General features: G+C 64.6%; 16 protein-coding genes. 9 read left to right on the top strand and 7 right to left on the bottom strand.

The window, feature by feature from the left end; all coding sequences use genetic code 11:
• Positions 1–25: 25 nt before the first annotated feature.
• Complete coding sequence (locus BRPE64_RS05355; RefSeq protein WP_016345022.1) at positions 26–799, bottom strand: SDR family oxidoreductase; 774 nt, start codon at positions 797–799, stop codon at positions 26–28.
• Between the two features lie 203 nt (positions 800–1002).
• Here BRPE64_RS05355 and BRPE64_RS05350 point away from each other — a divergent pair, with 203 nt between their 5' ends.
• A complete protein-coding gene (locus tag BRPE64_RS05350; RefSeq protein ID WP_016345021.1) occupies positions 1003–2676 on the top strand; it encodes an electron transfer flavoprotein-ubiquinone oxidoreductase in 1674 nt (557 codons plus the stop codon).
• An 81-nt stretch (positions 2677–2757) separates the two neighbouring features.
• Here BRPE64_RS05350 and aroC read toward each other — a convergent pair whose 3' ends face one another.
• From aroC to BRPE64_RS05330, 3 genes are all read right to left on the bottom strand, one after another.
• On the bottom strand, positions 2758–3864 hold the full coding sequence (aroC, locus tag BRPE64_RS05345) for a chorismate synthase (RefSeq protein ID WP_016345020.1): 1107 nt from the start codon (positions 3862–3864) through the stop codon (positions 2758–2760).
• Between the two features lie 59 nt (positions 3865–3923).
• A complete protein-coding gene (locus tag BRPE64_RS05340; protein ID WP_016345019.1) occupies positions 3924–5864 on the bottom strand; it encodes an MFS transporter in 1941 nt (646 codons plus the stop codon).
• 208 nt (positions 5865–6072) lie between these two features.
• A complete protein-coding gene (locus tag BRPE64_RS05330; RefSeq protein WP_016345017.1) occupies positions 6073–6525 on the bottom strand; it encodes a CBS domain-containing protein in 453 nt (150 codons plus the stop codon).
• Positions 6526–6802: 277 nt separating this feature from the next.
• On the opposite strand from BRPE64_RS05330, the gene BRPE64_RS05325 reads away from it, so the two are divergent.
• The 3 genes from BRPE64_RS05325 to BRPE64_RS05315 all read left to right on the top strand — a co-directional run bounded on the left by BRPE64_RS05325 (position 6803) and on the right by BRPE64_RS05315 (position 9435).
• Positions 6803–8137, top strand: a complete 1335-nt coding sequence (locus BRPE64_RS05325) for an O-acetylhomoserine aminocarboxypropyltransferase (RefSeq protein WP_016345016.1) — start codon at positions 6803–6805, stop codon at positions 8135–8137.
• Positions 8134–8976, top strand: coding sequence for an alpha/beta fold hydrolase (locus BRPE64_RS05320; RefSeq protein WP_016345015.1), 843 nt, complete (start codon positions 8134–8136; stop codon positions 8974–8976). The genes BRPE64_RS05325 and BRPE64_RS05320 overlap by 4 nt, the downstream gene beginning before the upstream one ends.
• 138 nt (positions 8977–9114) lie before the next feature.
• Positions 9115–9435: an Mpo1-like protein gene (locus tag BRPE64_RS05315; protein ID WP_016345014.1), complete on the top strand. Its 321-nt coding sequence runs from the start codon at positions 9115–9117 to the stop codon at positions 9433–9435.
• A 9-nt stretch (positions 9436–9444) separates the two neighbouring features.
• Here the strand turns inward: BRPE64_RS05315 and BRPE64_RS05310 are convergent, their stop codons facing one another.
• Entirely contained in the window at positions 9445–10758 is a 1314-nt protein-coding gene (locus BRPE64_RS05310) for a YihY family inner membrane protein (RefSeq protein WP_016345013.1), read from the bottom strand.
• Positions 10759–10859: 101 nt separating this feature from the next.
• Here BRPE64_RS05310 and wrbA point away from each other — a divergent pair, with 101 nt between their 5' ends.
• The 5 genes from wrbA (at position 10860) to BRPE64_RS05285 (ending at position 15103) form a co-directional block, all read left to right on the top strand.
• Positions 10860–11480, top strand: coding sequence for an NAD(P)H:quinone oxidoreductase (gene wrbA / locus BRPE64_RS05305; protein ID WP_016345012.1), 621 nt, complete (start codon positions 10860–10862; stop codon positions 11478–11480).
• A gap of 8 nt (positions 11481–11488) precedes the next feature.
• Positions 11489–11887, top strand: coding sequence for a DUF2069 domain-containing protein (locus tag BRPE64_RS05300; RefSeq protein ID WP_016345011.1), 399 nt, complete (start codon positions 11489–11491; stop codon positions 11885–11887).
• A gap of 154 nt (positions 11888–12041) precedes the next feature.
• Positions 12042–13496 (top strand): FAD-binding oxidoreductase, encoded by a 1455-nt coding sequence (locus BRPE64_RS05295; RefSeq protein WP_016345010.1) that lies wholly within the window; start codon positions 12042–12044, stop codon positions 13494–13496.
• Positions 13493–14296 (top strand): metallophosphoesterase, encoded by an 804-nt coding sequence (locus tag BRPE64_RS05290; protein WP_016345009.1) that lies wholly within the window; start codon positions 13493–13495, stop codon positions 14294–14296. The genes BRPE64_RS05295 and BRPE64_RS05290 overlap by 4 nt, the downstream gene beginning before the upstream one ends.
• A 96-nt stretch (positions 14297–14392) precedes the next feature.
• Positions 14393–15103, top strand: a complete 711-nt coding sequence (locus BRPE64_RS05285) for an SOS response-associated peptidase (protein ID WP_044041269.1) — start codon at positions 14393–14395, stop codon at positions 15101–15103.
• A gap of 32 nt (positions 15104–15135) precedes the next feature.
• Here BRPE64_RS05285 and BRPE64_RS05280 read toward each other — a convergent pair whose 3' ends face one another.
• On the bottom strand, positions 15136–15324 hold the full coding sequence (locus BRPE64_RS05280) for a hypothetical protein (protein WP_016345007.1): 189 nt from the start codon (positions 15322–15324) through the stop codon (positions 15136–15138).
• A gap of 120 nt (positions 15325–15444) precedes the next feature.
• A complete protein-coding gene (locus BRPE64_RS05275) occupies positions 15445–16383 on the bottom strand; it encodes a LysR family transcriptional regulator (protein ID WP_016345006.1) in 939 nt (312 codons plus the stop codon).
• Between the last annotated feature and the right edge of the window lie 66 nt (positions 16384–16449).

Below are 16449 nucleotides of genomic sequence, written 5' to 3'. Positions count from 1 at the left end.
CTGCTCGTGCAATGAAGGTCTTGGGTCAAAGGGAAAAGCCGTCGTCCGCCGAGATCACCGAGCCGTTCATGAACTGCGATTCGTCGGCGGCGAGGAGCAGCAGCAGGCCGTCGAGATCGTCGGGCGAGCCGACGCGGCGGCGCGGCAGCATCGAAATGAGCTTCTGGCCCGGCTCGGTTTTCCAGTGATGGTGATTGATCTCGGTGTCGATATAACCCGGGCAGATGGCGTTCACATTGATGCCATGACGGCCCCATTCGAGCGCCATCGCCTTGGTCATTTGCACGACGGCGGCTTTGCTCATCGAATAGAGGCCGATCTGCGGGAACACGCGCAAACCCGCCACCGACGCAATGTTGATGATGCGATACGCGGGCTTCGCCGCGCCGCTGCCGCGCATGATCATGCGTTTCGCGACTTCCTGCGCGACGAAGAACGCGCCGCGCACGTTCGTGCCGAACACGAATTCGAAGTCGGCGGGCGTGACGTCCGTCAGCTTCTGCATGGTCGAAACGCCCGAATTATTGACGAGGATGTCGATGGTGCCGGCTTCCGTCTCGGCGTGCGCCACCGCGGATTTCACGCTCTGGTAGTCGGTCACGTCGAGCGCGACCACGTGCGCCGCGCCCCCCGACGACTCGATTTCCGCGCGCAGTTCCTTCAGACGCTCCGTGCGGCGGCTCGCGAGCACGACTTTGGCGCCCGCTTGCGACAGCACTTGCGCAAAACGCTTGCCAAGTCCACTGGACGCGCCGGTGATCAGCGCGACTTTCCCTTCCAGGTTGATCGAACGGCCCATTGTGCTTCCTTATTCTGTGGTTGATTCAGCCTCGGATGGCGCACCGGACTCGCCTCGCGCGGTTCCCGGCTGAACGGCTGGCGCGGACGCCGACTATATTAGTACGATCGTGCTAAATTAGCCAACGTCGGTTGCAGCCCGCCTGACGTTCCCTGACAATACGCGATCCCGAAAGGGCATTCTAACGGTACATAGGAGCATTGATGACCCCGGCGAGCCTCATCGAGCAATACGGTCCCCGCGAATCGATGGAATACGACGTCGTCATCGTCGGCGGCGGACCGGCCGGGTTGTCGGCGGCCATCCGGTTGAAGCAACTGGCGCAGGAAAACGGCGTCGAAGTGGGCGTGTGCGTGCTGGAGAAAGGCTCCGAGATCGGCGCGCATATTTTGTCCGGCGCGGTGATGGACCCGCGCGGCCTGTCGGAACTGATTCCCGACTGGAAAGAAAAAGGCGCGCCGCTCGATGTCGAAGTGACCGAGGACCGCTTCCTGTTCCTGTCGCAGAACGACGCGAAGCAGGTGCCGAACTGGCTCCTCCCCGACAACTTCAAGAATCACGGCAACTACGTCATCAGCCTCGCGAACGTCACGCGCTGGCTCGGACAACAGGCCGAGGCGCTCGGCGTCGAAATTTTTCCGGGCTTTCCGGCCGCCGAAGTGCTTTATGGCGACGACGGCGCGGTGAAAGGCGTCGTTACCGGCAACATGGGCGTCGGCAAGAATGGCGAGCCGACCGAAAACTTTCAGCTCGGCATGGAGTTGCACGCCAAATACACGCTTTTCTGCGAAGGCGCGCGCGGGCATCTCGGCCGTCAACTGATCGATAAATTCAAGCTCAACCAGAACGCCGATCCGCAGGTGTACGGCATCGGCATCAAGGAGTTGTGGGAGATCGATCCGGTCAAGCACAAACCCGGGCTCGTGATCCACACCGCGGGCTGGCCGCTCGACCCCGACACCTACGGCGGCTCGTTCCTCTACCACATGGACAACAACCAGGTGGTGGTCGGCTTCGTCGTCGGGCTCGGGTATTCGAATCCGTATCTGTCGCCGTTCGAGGAGTTTCAGCGCTACAAGACGCATCCGTCGATTCGCCCGTTCCTCGAAGGCGGCAAGCGCATTTCCTATGGCGCGCGCGCGATCACGGCGGGCGGTCTGATGTCGTTGCCGAAACTCGCGTTCCCCGGCGGCGCGCTCGCCGGCGACGATGCCGGTTTCCTGAACGCGTCGCGCATCAAGGGCAGCCATGCGGCGATCAAGTCCGGCAAGATGGCCGCCGAAGCCGCCTTCGACGCGGTGCAGGCGGGCCGTCAGAACGACGAACTGGCGGCCTACCCCGAGGCGTTCGACAGTTCGTGGCTCAAGACCGAGCTTTATCGCGCGCGCAACTTCAAGCAGTGGATGAGCAAGGGCCTCTACCTCGGCACCTTCATGGTCGGTCTGGAGCAAAAGGTGATGGGCGGCAACGTGCCGTGGACGCTGCATCATCAGCACTGGGACCACGAGATGCTGAAGCCCGCGTCGCAGTGCAAGCCGATCGTCTATCCGAAACCGGACGGCAAGCTCACGTTCGATCGTCTCTCGTCGGTGTTCATCTCGAACACGAATCACGAGGAGAACCAGCCGGCGCATCTGACGCTGAAGGACCCGAGCGTGCCGGTCAACGTCAACCTGCGCACCTACGCCGGTCCGGAGAGCCGCTATTGTCCGGCGGCCGTGTACGAGTTCGTCAAATCCGACGACGGCCAAGAGCGGCTGCAGATCAACGCGCAGAACTGCGTGCACTGCAAGACCTGCGACATCAAGGATCCGACGCAGAACATCGTGTGGGTCACGCCGGAAGGCGGCGGCGGGCCGAACTATCCGAACATGTGACAGCGAAACGCCAATAGCAAAGGGCGCCGGTCTTTCGATCCGGCGCCCTTTTGTTTTGCCCCAAGGTTTTGCCCGAAGCCCTTAACCGCGCGGCGCCTGTGCCGCGATCTTCGGCGTGCCGACCACGACGTCGCCACATTGCGCGCGATGCCGCAGCGCGTGATCCATCAGCACCAGCGCGAGCAGCGCCTCGGCGATCGGCGTGGCGCGAATGCCGACGCACGGATCATGACGGCCGAAGGTCTCGACGGTGGCCGGTACGCCTTCGACATCGATCGACTGGCGCGGCGTGCGGATGCTCGAGGTCGGCTTGATCGCGATCGACACCGTGATGTCCTGCCCGCTCGAAATGCCGCCGAGAATGCCGCCTGCGTTGTTCGTGGCGAACCCTTCGGGCGACATCTCGTCGCCGTGTTGCGAGCCGCGCTGTGCGACGCTCGCGAAGCCCGCGCCGATATCGACGGCCTTCACCGCGTTGAGGCCCATCATCGCGTGGGCGATGTCGGCGTCGAGCCGGTCGTACAGCGGCTCGCCGAGCCCGACCGGCACGCCGCTCGCCACGATCTCGATGCGCGCGCCGACCGAATCGCCGTCGCGGCGCAGGTTGTCCATATATTCCTCGAGCTGCGGCACGATTTCGGCGTTCGGCGAGAAGAACGGGTTTTCGCGCACATGCTGCCAGTCGACGAACGGAATGCCGATCTCGCCCAGCGCGCTCATGCAGCCGCGCGTTTCGAGCCCGAACTTCTCACGCAGCCACTTCTTCGCGACCGCGCCCGCCGCGACGGTCGGCGCAGTCAGGCGCGCCGACGAACGGCCGCCGCCGCGATAATCGCGCACGCCGTACTTCTGCCAGTAGGTGTAGTCCGCGTGGCCGGGACGAAAGGTCTGCGCGATGTTGCCGTAGTCCTTGCTGCGCTGATCCGTATTGCGGATCAGCAGCGCGATGGGCGTACCGGTCGTCACGCCTTCGAAGACGCCGGAAAGGATCTCGACCTGATCCGCTTCCTGGCGCTGCGTCACGTGCCGCGACGTGCCGGGACGGCGCCGGTCGAGTTCGATCTGGATGTCGGCTTCGCTGAGCGCCATGCCCGGCGGGCAGCCGTCGATCACGCAGCCGATCGCCGGACCATGCGACTCGCCGAAATTCGTGACGGTGAAGAGCGTGCCAAGGGTATTGCCGGACATGAGCGTCGACCTGAAAAAATGTGTCGGGGGAAACCAGTATTATGCCAGCGCCGTCGCGTTCAGCGCCGGGCCCCGCGCAGCGCCGACACGACCTCCTGCAGATGCTGCGGCGTCGCCGCTTCCGGCGCGATGGGTTCGCCGACGGCAAGCGTGAGCCGCGTCATCGCGCCGCGCTGGAGCGGTCGCGGCCACTGCGCATCTTCGTGACGCGAGAACACGCTGCCCCAGAGCCCGCGCAACGCCATCGGCACGACGGGCGCCGCCTGACGTCGCAGAATCTCGGCAATGCCGTGCCTGAACGGATTGATCTCGCCCGTGCGCGTCAGCTTTCCCTCCGGGAAGATACAGATCAGTTCGCCCTCCTGCAGCGCCCGCGCGCAGGCCGTGTAGGCGCGCTCGAGCATTGCGGCGTCTTCGTGCGCGGGCGCGATCGGAATCGCCTTCACGTGCCGAAACATCCAGCCAATGACCGGCGTGCGGAAGATGCGGTGATCCATCACGAAGCGAATCGGCCGCGGGCTCTCGGCCATGATTACGACCGCATCGACGAAACTCACGTGATTGCAGACGAGCACGGCCGCACCTTCTGCCGGAATGCGCTCGGCATCGACAAGCCGGATGCGATAAAACGTATGCACCAGAATCCACGCGATGAAGCGCAGCAGGAACTCCGGCACGAGCGAATAGATGTACGCGGCGACGACGATATTGAGCAGCGCGGTCGTCAGAAACAGCCCCGGAATGCCGACGCCGAACGATGTAAGCGCGAGCGCCAGCAGCGACGACACGATCATGAAAAACGAGTTGAGGATATTGTTCGCGGCGATGATGCGCGCGCGATGCGTCGGCTGGCTGCGCGCCTGGATGAGCGCGTAGAGCGGCACGCTGTAGAAGCCGCCGAACATCGCGAGCAGGAACAGGTCCGCGAGAATGCGCCAGTGCGGCAGCGCCAGGAGAAATTCCTTCACGCCAAGCAGATGCCCCGCCGGCGCGATGCGATGACTCGCGAAGAACAGATCGATCGCAAACACGCTGATGCCGATGGACCCGAGCGGCACCAGCCCGATCTCGACGCGGCGCTTCGAGAGCCGCTCGCACAACAGCGAACCCGTGCCAATGCCGATCGAGAATGTCGCGAGCAGGATCGTCACGACATCCGGATTGGCGGATAGCACGTCCTTCGCGAAGTTGAAGAACGACGTGAGAAAGGTCGCGCCGACGAACCACAGCCACGAGATACCGAGCAGGCTCAGGAACACGGTGCGGTCGGACTTCGCGAGCCTGAGATTGCGCCACGTCTCCGAAAACGGATTCCAGTTGATGCGCAAGTCAGGCTGCGACGCTTCCGACTTCGGCACGAACGCCGACGCGACCCGTCCGATGACGGCGAACGCAAAGCACGCCGCCGCGAGCACGATCGCGCCGTGTTCGGACGCGCCCGCCGCCGCCCCACCGATGATCGTGCCGATCAGGATCGCGACGAACGTGCCCATCTCGACAAGGCCGTTGCCGCCGACGAGTTCCGTCGATTCGAGATGCTGCGGCAGATAGGCGTACTTCACCGGCCCGAAGACAGTGGAATGCACGCCCATCAGGAACGTGCAGGCGTACAGCAGCGGTGCGCTGTGCAGCACGAAGCCCGCCCCGCCGATCAGCATCACGACGATCTCGAAGCTCTTCACGAGGCGCGCGAGCACGGCCTTGTCATATTTGTCGGCGATCTGGCCGGAAGTCGCGGAAAACAGCACGAACGGCACGATGAAGATCGCGGAGATGAGAAACGCGGCGGTTTGCGGATCGACGCCCGAGAAACGCGCGGCCTGGAAGGTCACGAGCGACGTGAAGCCGACCTTGAACACGTTGTCGTTCATCGCGCCGAGAAACTGCGTCCAGAAAAAAGGCGCGAAACGGCGCTCGCGCATCAGGCGGAATTGGCCTTCGCCCTCGGCGTGGGCACGGCGGGAAGCGCGCGACTGCGCGCGCAGCGGATTGTCACTCATGTCTTTCGGTATCTTAATTATCGGTGTGCGAGGCAAAACGAATGTGCAGCGTGCAGGCTGCGATTTCCTCGTTCGTAACCCTTAGGCCGGGCGAAAAAAAACGCGCCGTTCGGGCGCGCTGCGGATGAAGGATCGAAGTCGGTTCGGACTGCGTGCATGACATCGGCGCTGCCGCGAAGCGCGTGGCCTCGCGGCGATACATGAACGATCAGCGCGCCTCTTCCTGTTGCTCGGGCCAGTCGCGGATATAGGCCTTCAGCATGCGATTCTCGAAGCCCTGCTCTTCCACGACCGCCTTCGCGACGTCGTAGAACGAGATCACGCCCATCAGCTGACGCTTTTCCATGACCGGCAGATAACGCACGTGATGTTCGAGCATCATGCGGCGCACTTCGTTGACATCCGTTTCCGGCGTGCACGTGAGCGGATGGTCGTCCATGATCTTGCGGATGGTCGTGGCGCCGACCGAGCCGCCGTTGTCGCGCAAGGTCACGATGATTTCGCGGAAGGTCAGCATGCCGACCAGGTCGCCGTATTCCATCACGACGAGCGAGCCGATGTCGTGCGCCGCCATGGTGTCCACTGCATCCGCGAGCGGCGTGTCGGGGGTCACGGTGAACAGCGTATTGCCCTTCACCTTCAGAATGTCGCTGACTCGCATGACTGTCTCCTCGCGAAATGCCTGTGCTAATGCCGAAAAGTTGATGAACCGGACGGTGAAACCATAGGTCGATGCTATCGGAAAGACCCGCAAAAGGAAAGCCGCACGGACCGCCGATCCGCCCGTATTGGCCGAACGGACAAGGCTTTGCGCGCGCGGGCGTTGCCGTGAGCGGGCCAGCGTTCGCCCTAAGTTTGGGCGCGCGCATCCGATGTTACGATGATTGACCCTCATTTCCGCCGCCCGCCGGCGCCGCCTCGCGCGCCGGCCTTCAACGATGCCAGCCAACCGTTTCGACACGCTCGCGCTGCACGCGGGCGCCGCGCCCGATCCCGTCACCGGCGCCCGCGCGACGCCCATTTATCAGACCACGTCATTTACCTTTCGCGACACTGATCACGCCGCCGCGCTGTTCAACATGGAACGCTCGGGTCACGTGTACTCGCGCATCTCGAACCCGACGGTCGCGGTGTTCGAGGAGCGCGTGGCGGCGCTCGAAGGCGGCGTCGGCGCGATCGGCACGGCGAGCGGCCAGGCGGCGCTGCACCTCGCGATCGCCACGCTGATGGGCGCCGGCTCGCATATCGTCGCGTCGAGCGCGCTCTACGGCGGCTCGCACAACCTGCTGCATTACACGCTGCGGCGCTTCGGCATCGAAACGACCTTCGTGGCGCCGCACGATCTCGACGCGTGGCGCGCCGCGGCGCGGCCCGAGACGCGGCTGTTCTTCGGCGAAACGCTCGGCAATCCGGGGCTCGACGTGCTCGATATCGCGGGCGTCGCCGAAATCGCGCACGGGCACGGCGTGCCGCTGCTGGTCGATTCCACGTTCACGACGCCCTATCTGCTGCGCCCGTTCGAGCACGGCGCGGACCTCGTCTATCACTCGGCGACCAAATTTCTCGGCGGACACGGCACGACGATCGGCGGCGTGCTCGTCGACGGCGGCACGTTCGATTTCACCGCGAGCGGACGTTTTCCCGAATTCACCGAACCGTACGACGGCTTTCACGGCATGGTGTTCGCCGAAGAAAGCACCGTCGCGCCGTTCCTGCTGCGCGCCCGGCGCGAAGGTCTGCGCGATTTCGGCGCGTGTCTGCATCCGCAGGCCGCGTGGCAGTTGCTGCAAGGCATCGAGACGCTGCCGCTGCGCATGGATCGACACGTCGCCAACACGCGCAAGGTCATCGATTTCCTGCTCACTTCCGCTGCGGTCGAGGGCGTGGCTTATCCCGAATTGCCGAGCCATCGCGATCACGCGCTTGCCCAACGCTTGCTGCCGCGCGGCGCGGGCGCGGTGTTCAGCTTCGACATCAAGGGCGGCGTGCCGGCGGCGCGGCGTTTCATCGAGACGCTCACGCTGTTCTCGCATCTCGCGAATGTCGGCGATGCGCGCTCGCTCGTCATCCATCCCGCGTCGACGACGCATTTCCGCATGGATGCCGCCGCGCTCGCCGCTGCGGGCATCGGGCCGGGACGCATTCGCCTGTCGATCGGACTGGAAGACCCGGACGATCTCATCGACGATCTCAAGCGCGGTTTGAAGGCGGCGCAAAAAGCCGCCGAAGGCCCGGCCGCAGGCGCTGCCGCACCGCTCGGGAGCCGCGCATGATGCTCGACATCCACGGCCGCGCCGCCTATGCCTATACCGGCGGCAAGCCTTTCGACCCCGCGCGGCCCGTCGTCGTGTTCATTCACGGCGCCGAGCACGATCACAGCGTCTGGGCGCTGCAGACGCGTTATTTCGCGCATCACGGCTTCGGCGTGCTGGCGCTCGATCTGCCGGGCCACGGCCGCAGCGAGGGACCGGCGCTGTCCAGCATCGGCGCCCTTGCTGAATGGGTGATCGGCGTGCTCGACGCGGCGCAGGCGCCCAAGGCAGTATTCGTCGGCCACAGCATGGGCTCGCTGATCGCGCTCGACGCCGCGGCCCGCCATCCGGCGCGCGCGGCCGGACTCGCGCTGCTGGCGACCGCCGCGCCGATGACCGTGTCCGACACGCTGCTCGACGCCGCCCGCGAGCACGAACCCGAGGCGATCGCCATGGTGAACCAATGGTCGCATTCGACGATCGCGGCCAAGCCGTCGAGCCCCGCGCCGGGCTTCTGGCTGCAAGGCGTGAACCAGCGGTTGATGGAACGCGTGAGCCTCGTCGGCGAAGCGCAGCTTTTCCATACCGATTTCAGCGCGTGCAACCTTTACGCCGATGCGCTCGAACGCGCGGCCGCCGTGCGCTGCCCGGTGTGCGTCGTGAGCGGCACGCGCGACATGATGACGCCGCCACGCGCCGCCCGGCCCCTCGTCGATGCGCTGAGGCAAGCGCGCGCGAAGGTGCAAACCGTGGAAGTCGATGCGGGCCACGCGCTCATGTCGGAGCAGCCGGACGCGACGCTCGACGCGTTGTTCGCGTTCGCGCTCGATTGCGCCAGAACCCAGACGCCGCCGCGTTGATGCCGAGTCGATGCCGAGTCGATGCCGCATGCTTGCACGCCGCGCCGCGCGGTCGCAGAATGATTCTTGCTGAGGAAATGGTCCGGCGGGCGCGTGGCGCCCTGCACGACACCAGCAGGCATCGACAGGGAGGCCGTCATGGCGCACACCGCTCACGGAGAACATTTCGCGAACTTCGCCGAGTTCTATCCCTACTATCTGGATGAACATCGCAATCTGGTCTCGCGCAGGCTGCATTTCCTGGGCTCGCTCGGCGTGATCGGCTGCGTCGCGATGGCGATCGCCACCGGCGACTGGCTCTGGCTGCCCGCGGCTGTCGTCTGCGGTTATGGCTTCGCGTGGGTCGGCCATTTCTTCTTCGAGAAGAATCGCCCGGCCACGTTTCGCCATCCCGTCTATAGCCTGATGGGCGACTGGGTGATGTTCAAGGACATCTGCGTCGGCAAGATTTCGCTCTGAGCGCCGTCGTCAGGCCGTCTGCGGCGGCATCGACGAGGGCCGCGCCTCGCGCAGACGCGCATGCGTCAGCGCCGACGCCCGCGCCGCGATCAGCGAACCGAGCGTGATTTCGAGTTTCTCGTTATCGAGCGCCTCCATCAACGCGGCGCAATCGACCTGCGCGACGTCGAGCTTCAACTGATACTCCAGCTCGGCGCGGTCGATTACGAATTGCTCGAACAACATATTCACCGTCATCTGATTCGGATTGGCAATCAGCACATAGCGCGGCGTGCGCGAATCTTCCAGCCGACCGATCCAGCCGAGCGCGTCGAGCCGTGCGATCAGACGCGTGGAGGTATCGAGATCGCAGCGGGCCATCGTCGAGAGATGCAACGCCGTGTAGCCGGGCTTGCCTTCGTCGCGCGCCTCGACGAGCCGCGCGAGAATTTCGAGCGTGTCGAGCAGGTCGCTGCCCGGAAAATCGCGCCGATGATACTGCCCCGTGCGGATCGCGGGCAGCGCCGAAGTCACCATTGCGCCGACCAGCGCAATCATCCAGCACAAATACACCCACAGCAGGAACACCGGCAGCGCGGCGAACGCGCCGTACACCGCCGTGTAGGTGGGAATGCGGCGAATGTAAAGGCCGAAGCCACGCTTGCCGAGTTCGAACGCGACCGCCGCGATCAGGCCGCCGACCAGCGCATCCCGCCATTCGACCTTGCAGTTCGGCATATACACGTAGATAAACGTGAAGGCGAGCACGGTCAGCGGCAACGACACGCCCGTCAGCGCCCATTCGACGATCGGCGGCATCAGGTTGTGCGAGCCCGCGAACGCGACGGAATGCGCAAACACGTAGGACGAAATCGACAGGCTGCAGCCGAACAGAATGGGCCCGAGCGTGATGATCGACCAGTAGACGAGCACGCGCTGCGCGAACGGGCGCGCTTTACGCACCCGCCAGATCACGTTGAACGCGGACTCGACGGTCATCATCGTCATGACGGAGGTCACGAACAGGATGATCATGCCCACGGTCGTGAGCCCCTTCGCCTTTGAGGCGAACTGGTTCAGATACTTGAAGATCTGGTCGTTGATCTGCGGCGGCATCAGGTGCACCGCGAGAAAGTCCTGCAACGACGCCTGAAACGAGCCGAAGATCGGAAACGCCGTGAAGAGCGCGAACGCCACGGTCGCGAGCGGCACGAGCGACAGCACGCTGGTAAACGTGAGACTGCCGGCCACTTGCGCGACGCGGTCCTCGCCGATGCGCCGCGCGACGAAGCCGGCCAGGCGCCGGACGGCCGCGAGATCGATGGAAATGTACTGCAAACGCATTCTCCCTGCCTGGCTCATCGCGCTCGCTTTTTTGCCCGAGCACGCGCCACGCCACGAAATTCACCCTGATACCTATAATAGCCGTTCACTAAAAAAGCCTTATGAACGACATCCTCGTGCTTTATTACAGCCGTCATGGCGCGACCCGCGAACTGGCACTCGTGATCGCCCAGGGCGTCGACAGCGTGCCCGGTATGCAGGCGCGGGTGCGCACGGTGCCGCCGGTTTCGACCGTTTGCGAAGCGACCCAGCCCGATATTCCCGCCGACGGACCGCCCTACGCGGAATTGCGCGATCTCGAAGAATGCGCGGGCCTCGCGCTCGGCTCACCGACCCGTTTCGGCAACATGGCGGCGCCGCTCAAGTATTTCCTCGACGGCACCACGTCGCAGTGGCTGTCGGGCGCGCTCGCAGGCAAACCCGCGAGCGTGTTCACGTCCACCGGCAGCCTGCACGGCGGTCAGGAAAGCACCCTGCTCTCAATGATGCTGCCGCTTCTGCACCACGGCATGATGATCGTCGGCATTCCCTACACCGAGTCGCGCCTCACGACCACGCAAAGCGGCGGCACGCCCTACGGCGCGTCGCATCACGCGCGTGCGGGCGGCGACGAAAATCAGCGCCACGGCATCTCCGCCGACGAAAAAGCGCTCGCCATCGCGCTGGGCGCGCGGCTCGCCCGCACTGCGCTCAATCTCGTGCGCGGCGCCCGCTCCGCCTGATCCCGCCGATGAACGCACCCGCCGCTCTCGATTCACGTCCGAACGCAGCGTTCGCTCGCGGCGCGCTCGCGAGCCTCGTTGCGCTCATCGCGCTCTCGCTGCTCTGGGAACTCTGGCTCGCGCCGCTGCGCCCCGGCGCGTGGGCGCTCGCGCTGAAGGCGCTGCCGCTCGCCTGCGCGCTGCCGGGCGTCGCGCGAAAAAGCGTGTATACGCTGCAATGGGCGTCGATGCTCGTGCTGCTCTATCTCGCCGAAGGCGTCGTGCGCGGCATGACAGACGCGCGCCTGTCCGCATCGCTCGGCTGGCTCGAGGCGCTGCTCGCGCTCGCATTCTTCGCGTTCGCGCTGGCTTATGTTGCGCCCTTCAAGCGGGCGGCCCGGTTGCACGCGCGTGCGAAAAAACGCTGACTCGTTCGCTTTTCTGACGCCCGCTTCGCGCTGACGAGACGCTTTTGTAGCACGAAAATGTGCACGATGCGCGGGCCTATGCCATTCGGATGAGGTTCGCGAGCCGCGTCCCTGCGCGATACTGTCGACTACGCACCACAGCACTTTCCTGCTCATGACCGCTTCCCAAGCTTTCGTCCAAGCCTGCGCCGATCTGCTCGGCGCAACCTACGTTTTGACCGACGCGCACGACACCGAACCTTATCTCGTCGACTGGCGCCGGCGTTATCGCGGCAGCGCGTGCGCCGTGCTGTTGCCCGCCGACACGGAGCAGGTCGCGGCCATCGTGCGGCTTGCGTGCACGCACGGCGTCGCCATCGTGCCGCAGGGCGGCAATACCGGGCTTGCCGGCGGCGCCACGCCCGATTCCAGCGGCGCGCAGGCAGTGATCAGCCTGAAACGGCTCAATCGCATTCGCGGCGTCGATCCGCACAACAACACGATCACCGTCGAAGCGGGCGTCGTTCTGGCGGAAATCCAGGCGCGCGCCGAGAAAGAGCAGCGTCTGTTTCCGCTGAGCCTCGCCGCCGAAGGCAGTTGCACGATCGGCGGCAACCTGTCGACGAACGCGGGCGGCACCGGCGTGCTGCGCTATGGCAACACGCGCGAGTTGTGTCTCGGGCTCGAAGTCGTCACGGCGCAGGGCGAAATCTGGGACGGACTGCGCGGACTGCGCAAGGACAACACCGGCTACGATCTGCGCGATCTGTTCATCGGCGCGGAAGGCACGCTCGGCATTATCACGGCGGCCGTCATGAAGCTGCATCCCGCGCCGGTTGCGCGCGTCACGGCGCTGGCCGGGCTCGCGTCGCCGCATGCCGCGCTCGATTTCCTCTCGATGGCGCAACGTCACGCGGGGCCGCTTTTGACCGGTTTCGAGCTGATGTCGGATTTTTCGATGCGTCTGGTCGGCCGGCACTTTCCGCAACTGCGCTACCCGTTCGGCGAGCCGCATGCGCAAACCGTGCTGCTGGAACTCTCGGACAGCGAAAGCGACGCGCACGCCCGCGCCCTCTTCGAGTGGCTGATGGAAGAGGCGCTGGAACAAGGCATCGTAGAGAACGCGGTCGTCGCGGAAAGTCTCGCGCAATCGCAGGCGTTCTGGGATCTGCGCGAACACATTCCGCTCGCGCAGGCCGAGGAAGGCCTGAATATCAAACATGACATCGCCGTGCCGATCTCCAGCATCGGCCGCTTTATCGACGAAACCGACGCGATCATCGCGCGCGCGGCGCCCGGCGCGCGCATGGTGACGTTCGGCCATCTCGGCGACGGCAATCTGCACTACAACGTCCAGGCGCCCGAAGGCGTCGATGCGAAGCGCTTTCTCGCCGAATTTCAGATGCCGATCAACACGCTCGTCTACGATCAGGTGCACCGGCACCACGGCAGCATCAGCGCGGAACACGGGCTCGGCCAGTTGAAGGTGGACGAAGCGATGCACTATAAATCGCCAGTGGAAGTGCGTCTCATGCAGGCGATCAAGGCCGCGCTCGATCCGCACAACCTGATGAATCCCGGCAAGGTCGTGCGCTGGAACGCCGCGCTCGACAAGGAGAACCTCGCATGAAGATTCGCGTGCTGTCGGACCTGCATCTGGAATGTGACGAGCCGCTCGCCATTCCGTACGCGCAAGCGGATCTCGTCGTGCTCGCGGGCGATATCCATAACCACGCCGAAGGCCTGCGCTGGGCCGCGGAGAATTTCGATTCCGATGTGCCAATCATCTACGTGCCCGGCAATCACGAGTATTACGACGCCGAATTCGGCGCGATGGAAGCGGCCATGCAGGACGCGGCGCGCAGCGTCGACAACGTGCACTATCTGAACAACGCGGCGTTGGTCGATCGCCGGGGCGCGTGGCGCGTGCTCGGCACCACGCTCTGGACCGACTTCGCGCTATTCGGATCGAGCGCGGATCAGCTCGACTCCGCGAAAGCGGCCTGCGCCAAGGTCATGCTCGATTATCGTGGCCTGATCCAGCTGGCATGGCCGGAACCGGACGGCGAGCCTCGCGAATTCGCCCCCGATGATTCGCTCGCGCTGCACGAACAGGCGCGCGCGTGGCTCGAAGGCGAACTTGCGAAGCCGTTTGCGGGACAAACGATCGTCGTCACGCATCATGCGCCGCTGCGGGAAAGCCTCGCGCCGCGCTATGCGGAAGATATCGTGTCGGCGGGCTTCGTCAATCATCTGCCGTCGCTTGCGCGGGCGCCCGCGTCGCTGTGGATTCACGGGCACACGCATACGTCGTTCGATTATGTCGTGGACGGCACGCGCGTCGTGTGCAATCCGCGCGGCTATTTCGACCGTCGCAGCGGACGCTGGGAAAACGAGCAGTTCGCGTGGGACAAGGTCGTCGAGATTTAAGCCGCGACGAACGCTCGCCGAGAGCGCAACGCAAGCGCAAAACAAGCGCAACGAGAAAGCAGCACGGAATCGTGTTGGACTTTGCGGAGGAACGCCATGTGCGGCCGAATCAGCCAGTACCGACTGCCGATGCATTACGCGCAACGCGTGCATCTGAGAAACCCGTTCGTGCTCGTGGATGCCGCCGACAGACGTCCCGGCTATAACCTCTCGCCCGGCACGCATCCGCTCGCCGTCTATCCCGACGAAACCATCCGCGCGGTGCACTGGGGCTATTGTCCGCCGTGGGCCATCCAGAAGAAGCTGCCGCAGACGATCAATGCGCGCGTCGAAACCGCTGCAACGAGCGCGTACTTCAAGCATTTGTGGAAGAAAGCGCGCATTTTCGTGCCCGCCGACGGCTGGTTCGAATGGCGCATCGAGCCGCGCACAGGCGACCCGGCGGAAAAGCCCTTCAAGCAGCCCTATTTCATTCAGCGCGCCGACGGCGAGCCAATGTACCTCGCGGCCCTCACGAGCATCATGCGCGATGAAGACGCCGCGGCGCCGGGCGCGGGCTTCGTCATCGTGACGGCGGCGGCGGACGAAGGACTCGTCGACGTGCACGATCGTCGTCCGCTCGTATTTGCGCCCACCGCCGCGCGGCGCTGGCTCGACCCCGACGCGTCAGCGGAAGACCTGGCCAAGCTCGTCAGATCGGACGGCGTGCCGGCGTCGCACTTCGTATGGCATCGCGTGTCGAGCGACGTGAATCGCGCGACCAACGACGAACCGCGGCTGATCGAACCGCTGGAAACGTTGCTCTGAGCGCCGTCCAGACGAGCGCGCGACGATAAAACTCAACGATCGTACGGATCGCGCATGCGGCGTAAACGGGCGTCGCGCTCGTCGTCGATGCGGATCGGCACGAGGCGCCGCTTCGCGTTGCGCTCCGACTGTGCGCGCATCGCGTTGAAAAAGTCACGCGACGCCGGAACGGCGATCAACGTCAGGAGCGCGGCGAGTGCGAGGAGAAGTGGCGTGCTCATGTGGCTTGTTCCGGTAGAAGAGGAAGTGTTCGAGCGCTTACGGTATCAACCTGCGGACGAACCGTGAGTAAGCAAGTGTTGCACCGCTGCTTTTTTCGTAACAACGCGCATTCGCCCGTCTTAGATGACGACGAACTCCTTCAGCGACTCGGCATCGGCGGCGAGCGTGTCCGGCAGCGCCTCGCGCAGGAATTCGACCCACGTACGGATTTTCGCGTCGAGATACTGGCGCGACGGATAGAGCGCGTAGACATTCAGCTCCTGCATCGTGTACTGCGGCAGCACGCGCACGAGCGTGCCCGCGCGCAGTCCCGGCAGCGCCGAGGATGTCGGCAACACGCCGATGCCCATGCTTTCGCGAATCGCGACGACCATCGCCTCGGCGACATTCACCGTAAAGGTCGACGGGCCGAGGCTCACCGTCTCCTGACCGTTCGGACCGTCGAAGACCCAACGGTCCGCAGGAAACACCGGCGTCATCAGATGCAGGCAGGTGTGGCGCACGAGATCGGAGAGGACGTGCGGCGCGCCGTGCTGCTCGATATACGCCGGCGACGCGCACGCAATGCTATATACCGAGCCGAGCCGCGCCGACACCAGCCCGGAATCGGGCAGATCGGAGGCGAGCACGACCGACACGTCGTAGCCTTCGTCGAGCAGGTCCGGCACGCGCTGCGCGAGTGTCAAATCCACCTGCACGGAAGGATGGCGCTGCTGATAGCGGGAAATCATCGGCACGATGTAATGCTGGCCGAAGCTCGTCATCGAATGGACTTTCAGCTTGCCGGACGGACGCGCGTGGGCGTCGCCGGCCTCGGCTTCCGCCTGATCCACATAGGCCAGGATCTGCTCGCAGCGCTGCAGATAGCGCTCGCCCGCTTCGGTGAGCGCGATGCGCCGCGTCGTGCGATTAAGCAGGCGCGTGCGCAGATGCGCTTCGAGATCCGAAATGGCTCGCGACGCGTACGCCGTCGTCGTGTTGAGATGCTGCGCGGCGGCCGTGAAGCTGCCCGCCTCCACGACGCGCACGAACACACGCATGTTTTGAAGCGTATCCATGACGCTGACTCGACTTTAAAGAAACTCTCTTGAGCCGAATTGTTGCACGTACCGCAACAACGATTA

Source organism: Caballeronia insecticola, assembly GCF_000402035.1.
Taxonomy (GTDB): Bacteria; Pseudomonadota; Gammaproteobacteria; order Burkholderiales; family Burkholderiaceae; genus Caballeronia; species Caballeronia insecticola.
Note: the sequence above shows the minus strand (reverse complement) of the source record. Positions and strands in the feature narration are given on the sequence as shown.

What these genes read in the sequence shown, in the direction of transcription:
- BRPE64_RS05355 (WP_016345022.1), bottom strand. Translation starts at nt 799, where the DNA reads ATGGGCCGTTCGATCAACCTGGAAGGGAAAGTCGCGCTGATCACCGGC.
- BRPE64_RS05350 (WP_016345021.1), top strand. Translation starts at nt 1,003, where the DNA reads ATGACCCCGGCGAGCCTCATCGAGCAATACGGTCCCCGCGAATCGATG.
- aroC (WP_016345020.1), bottom strand. Translation starts at nt 3,864, where the DNA reads ATGTCCGGCAATACCCTTGGCACGCTCTTCACCGTCACGAATTTCGGC.
- BRPE64_RS05340 (WP_016345019.1), bottom strand. Translation starts at nt 5,864, where the DNA reads ATGAGTGACAATCCGCTGCGCGCGCAGTCGCGCGCTTCCCGCCGTGCC.
- BRPE64_RS05330 (WP_016345017.1), bottom strand. Translation starts at nt 6,525, where the DNA reads ATGCGAGTCAGCGACATTCTGAAGGTGAAGGGCAATACGCTGTTCACC.
- BRPE64_RS05325 (WP_016345016.1), top strand. Translation starts at nt 6,803, where the DNA reads ATGCCAGCCAACCGTTTCGACACGCTCGCGCTGCACGCGGGCGCCGCG.
- BRPE64_RS05320 (WP_016345015.1), top strand. Translation starts at nt 8,134, where the DNA reads ATGATGCTCGACATCCACGGCCGCGCCGCCTATGCCTATACCGGCGGC.
- BRPE64_RS05315 (WP_016345014.1), top strand. Translation starts at nt 9,115, where the DNA reads ATGGCGCACACCGCTCACGGAGAACATTTCGCGAACTTCGCCGAGTTC.
- BRPE64_RS05310 (WP_016345013.1), bottom strand. Translation starts at nt 10,758, where the DNA reads ATGCGTTTGCAGTACATTTCCATCGATCTCGCGGCCGTCCGGCGCCTG.
- wrbA (WP_016345012.1), top strand. Translation starts at nt 10,860, where the DNA reads ATGAACGACATCCTCGTGCTTTATTACAGCCGTCATGGCGCGACCCGC.
- BRPE64_RS05300 (WP_016345011.1), top strand. Translation starts at nt 11,489, where the DNA reads ATGAACGCACCCGCCGCTCTCGATTCACGTCCGAACGCAGCGTTCGCT.
- BRPE64_RS05295 (WP_016345010.1), top strand. Translation starts at nt 12,042, where the DNA reads ATGACCGCTTCCCAAGCTTTCGTCCAAGCCTGCGCCGATCTGCTCGGC.
- BRPE64_RS05290 (WP_016345009.1), top strand. Translation starts at nt 13,493, where the DNA reads ATGAAGATTCGCGTGCTGTCGGACCTGCATCTGGAATGTGACGAGCCG.
- BRPE64_RS05285 (WP_044041269.1), top strand. Translation starts at nt 14,393, where the DNA reads ATGTGCGGCCGAATCAGCCAGTACCGACTGCCGATGCATTACGCGCAA.
- BRPE64_RS05280 (WP_016345007.1), bottom strand. Translation starts at nt 15,324, where the DNA reads ATGAGCACGCCACTTCTCCTCGCACTCGCCGCGCTCCTGACGTTGATC.
- BRPE64_RS05275 (WP_016345006.1), bottom strand. Translation starts at nt 16,383, where the DNA reads ATGGATACGCTTCAAAACATGCGTGTGTTCGTGCGCGTCGTGGAGGCG.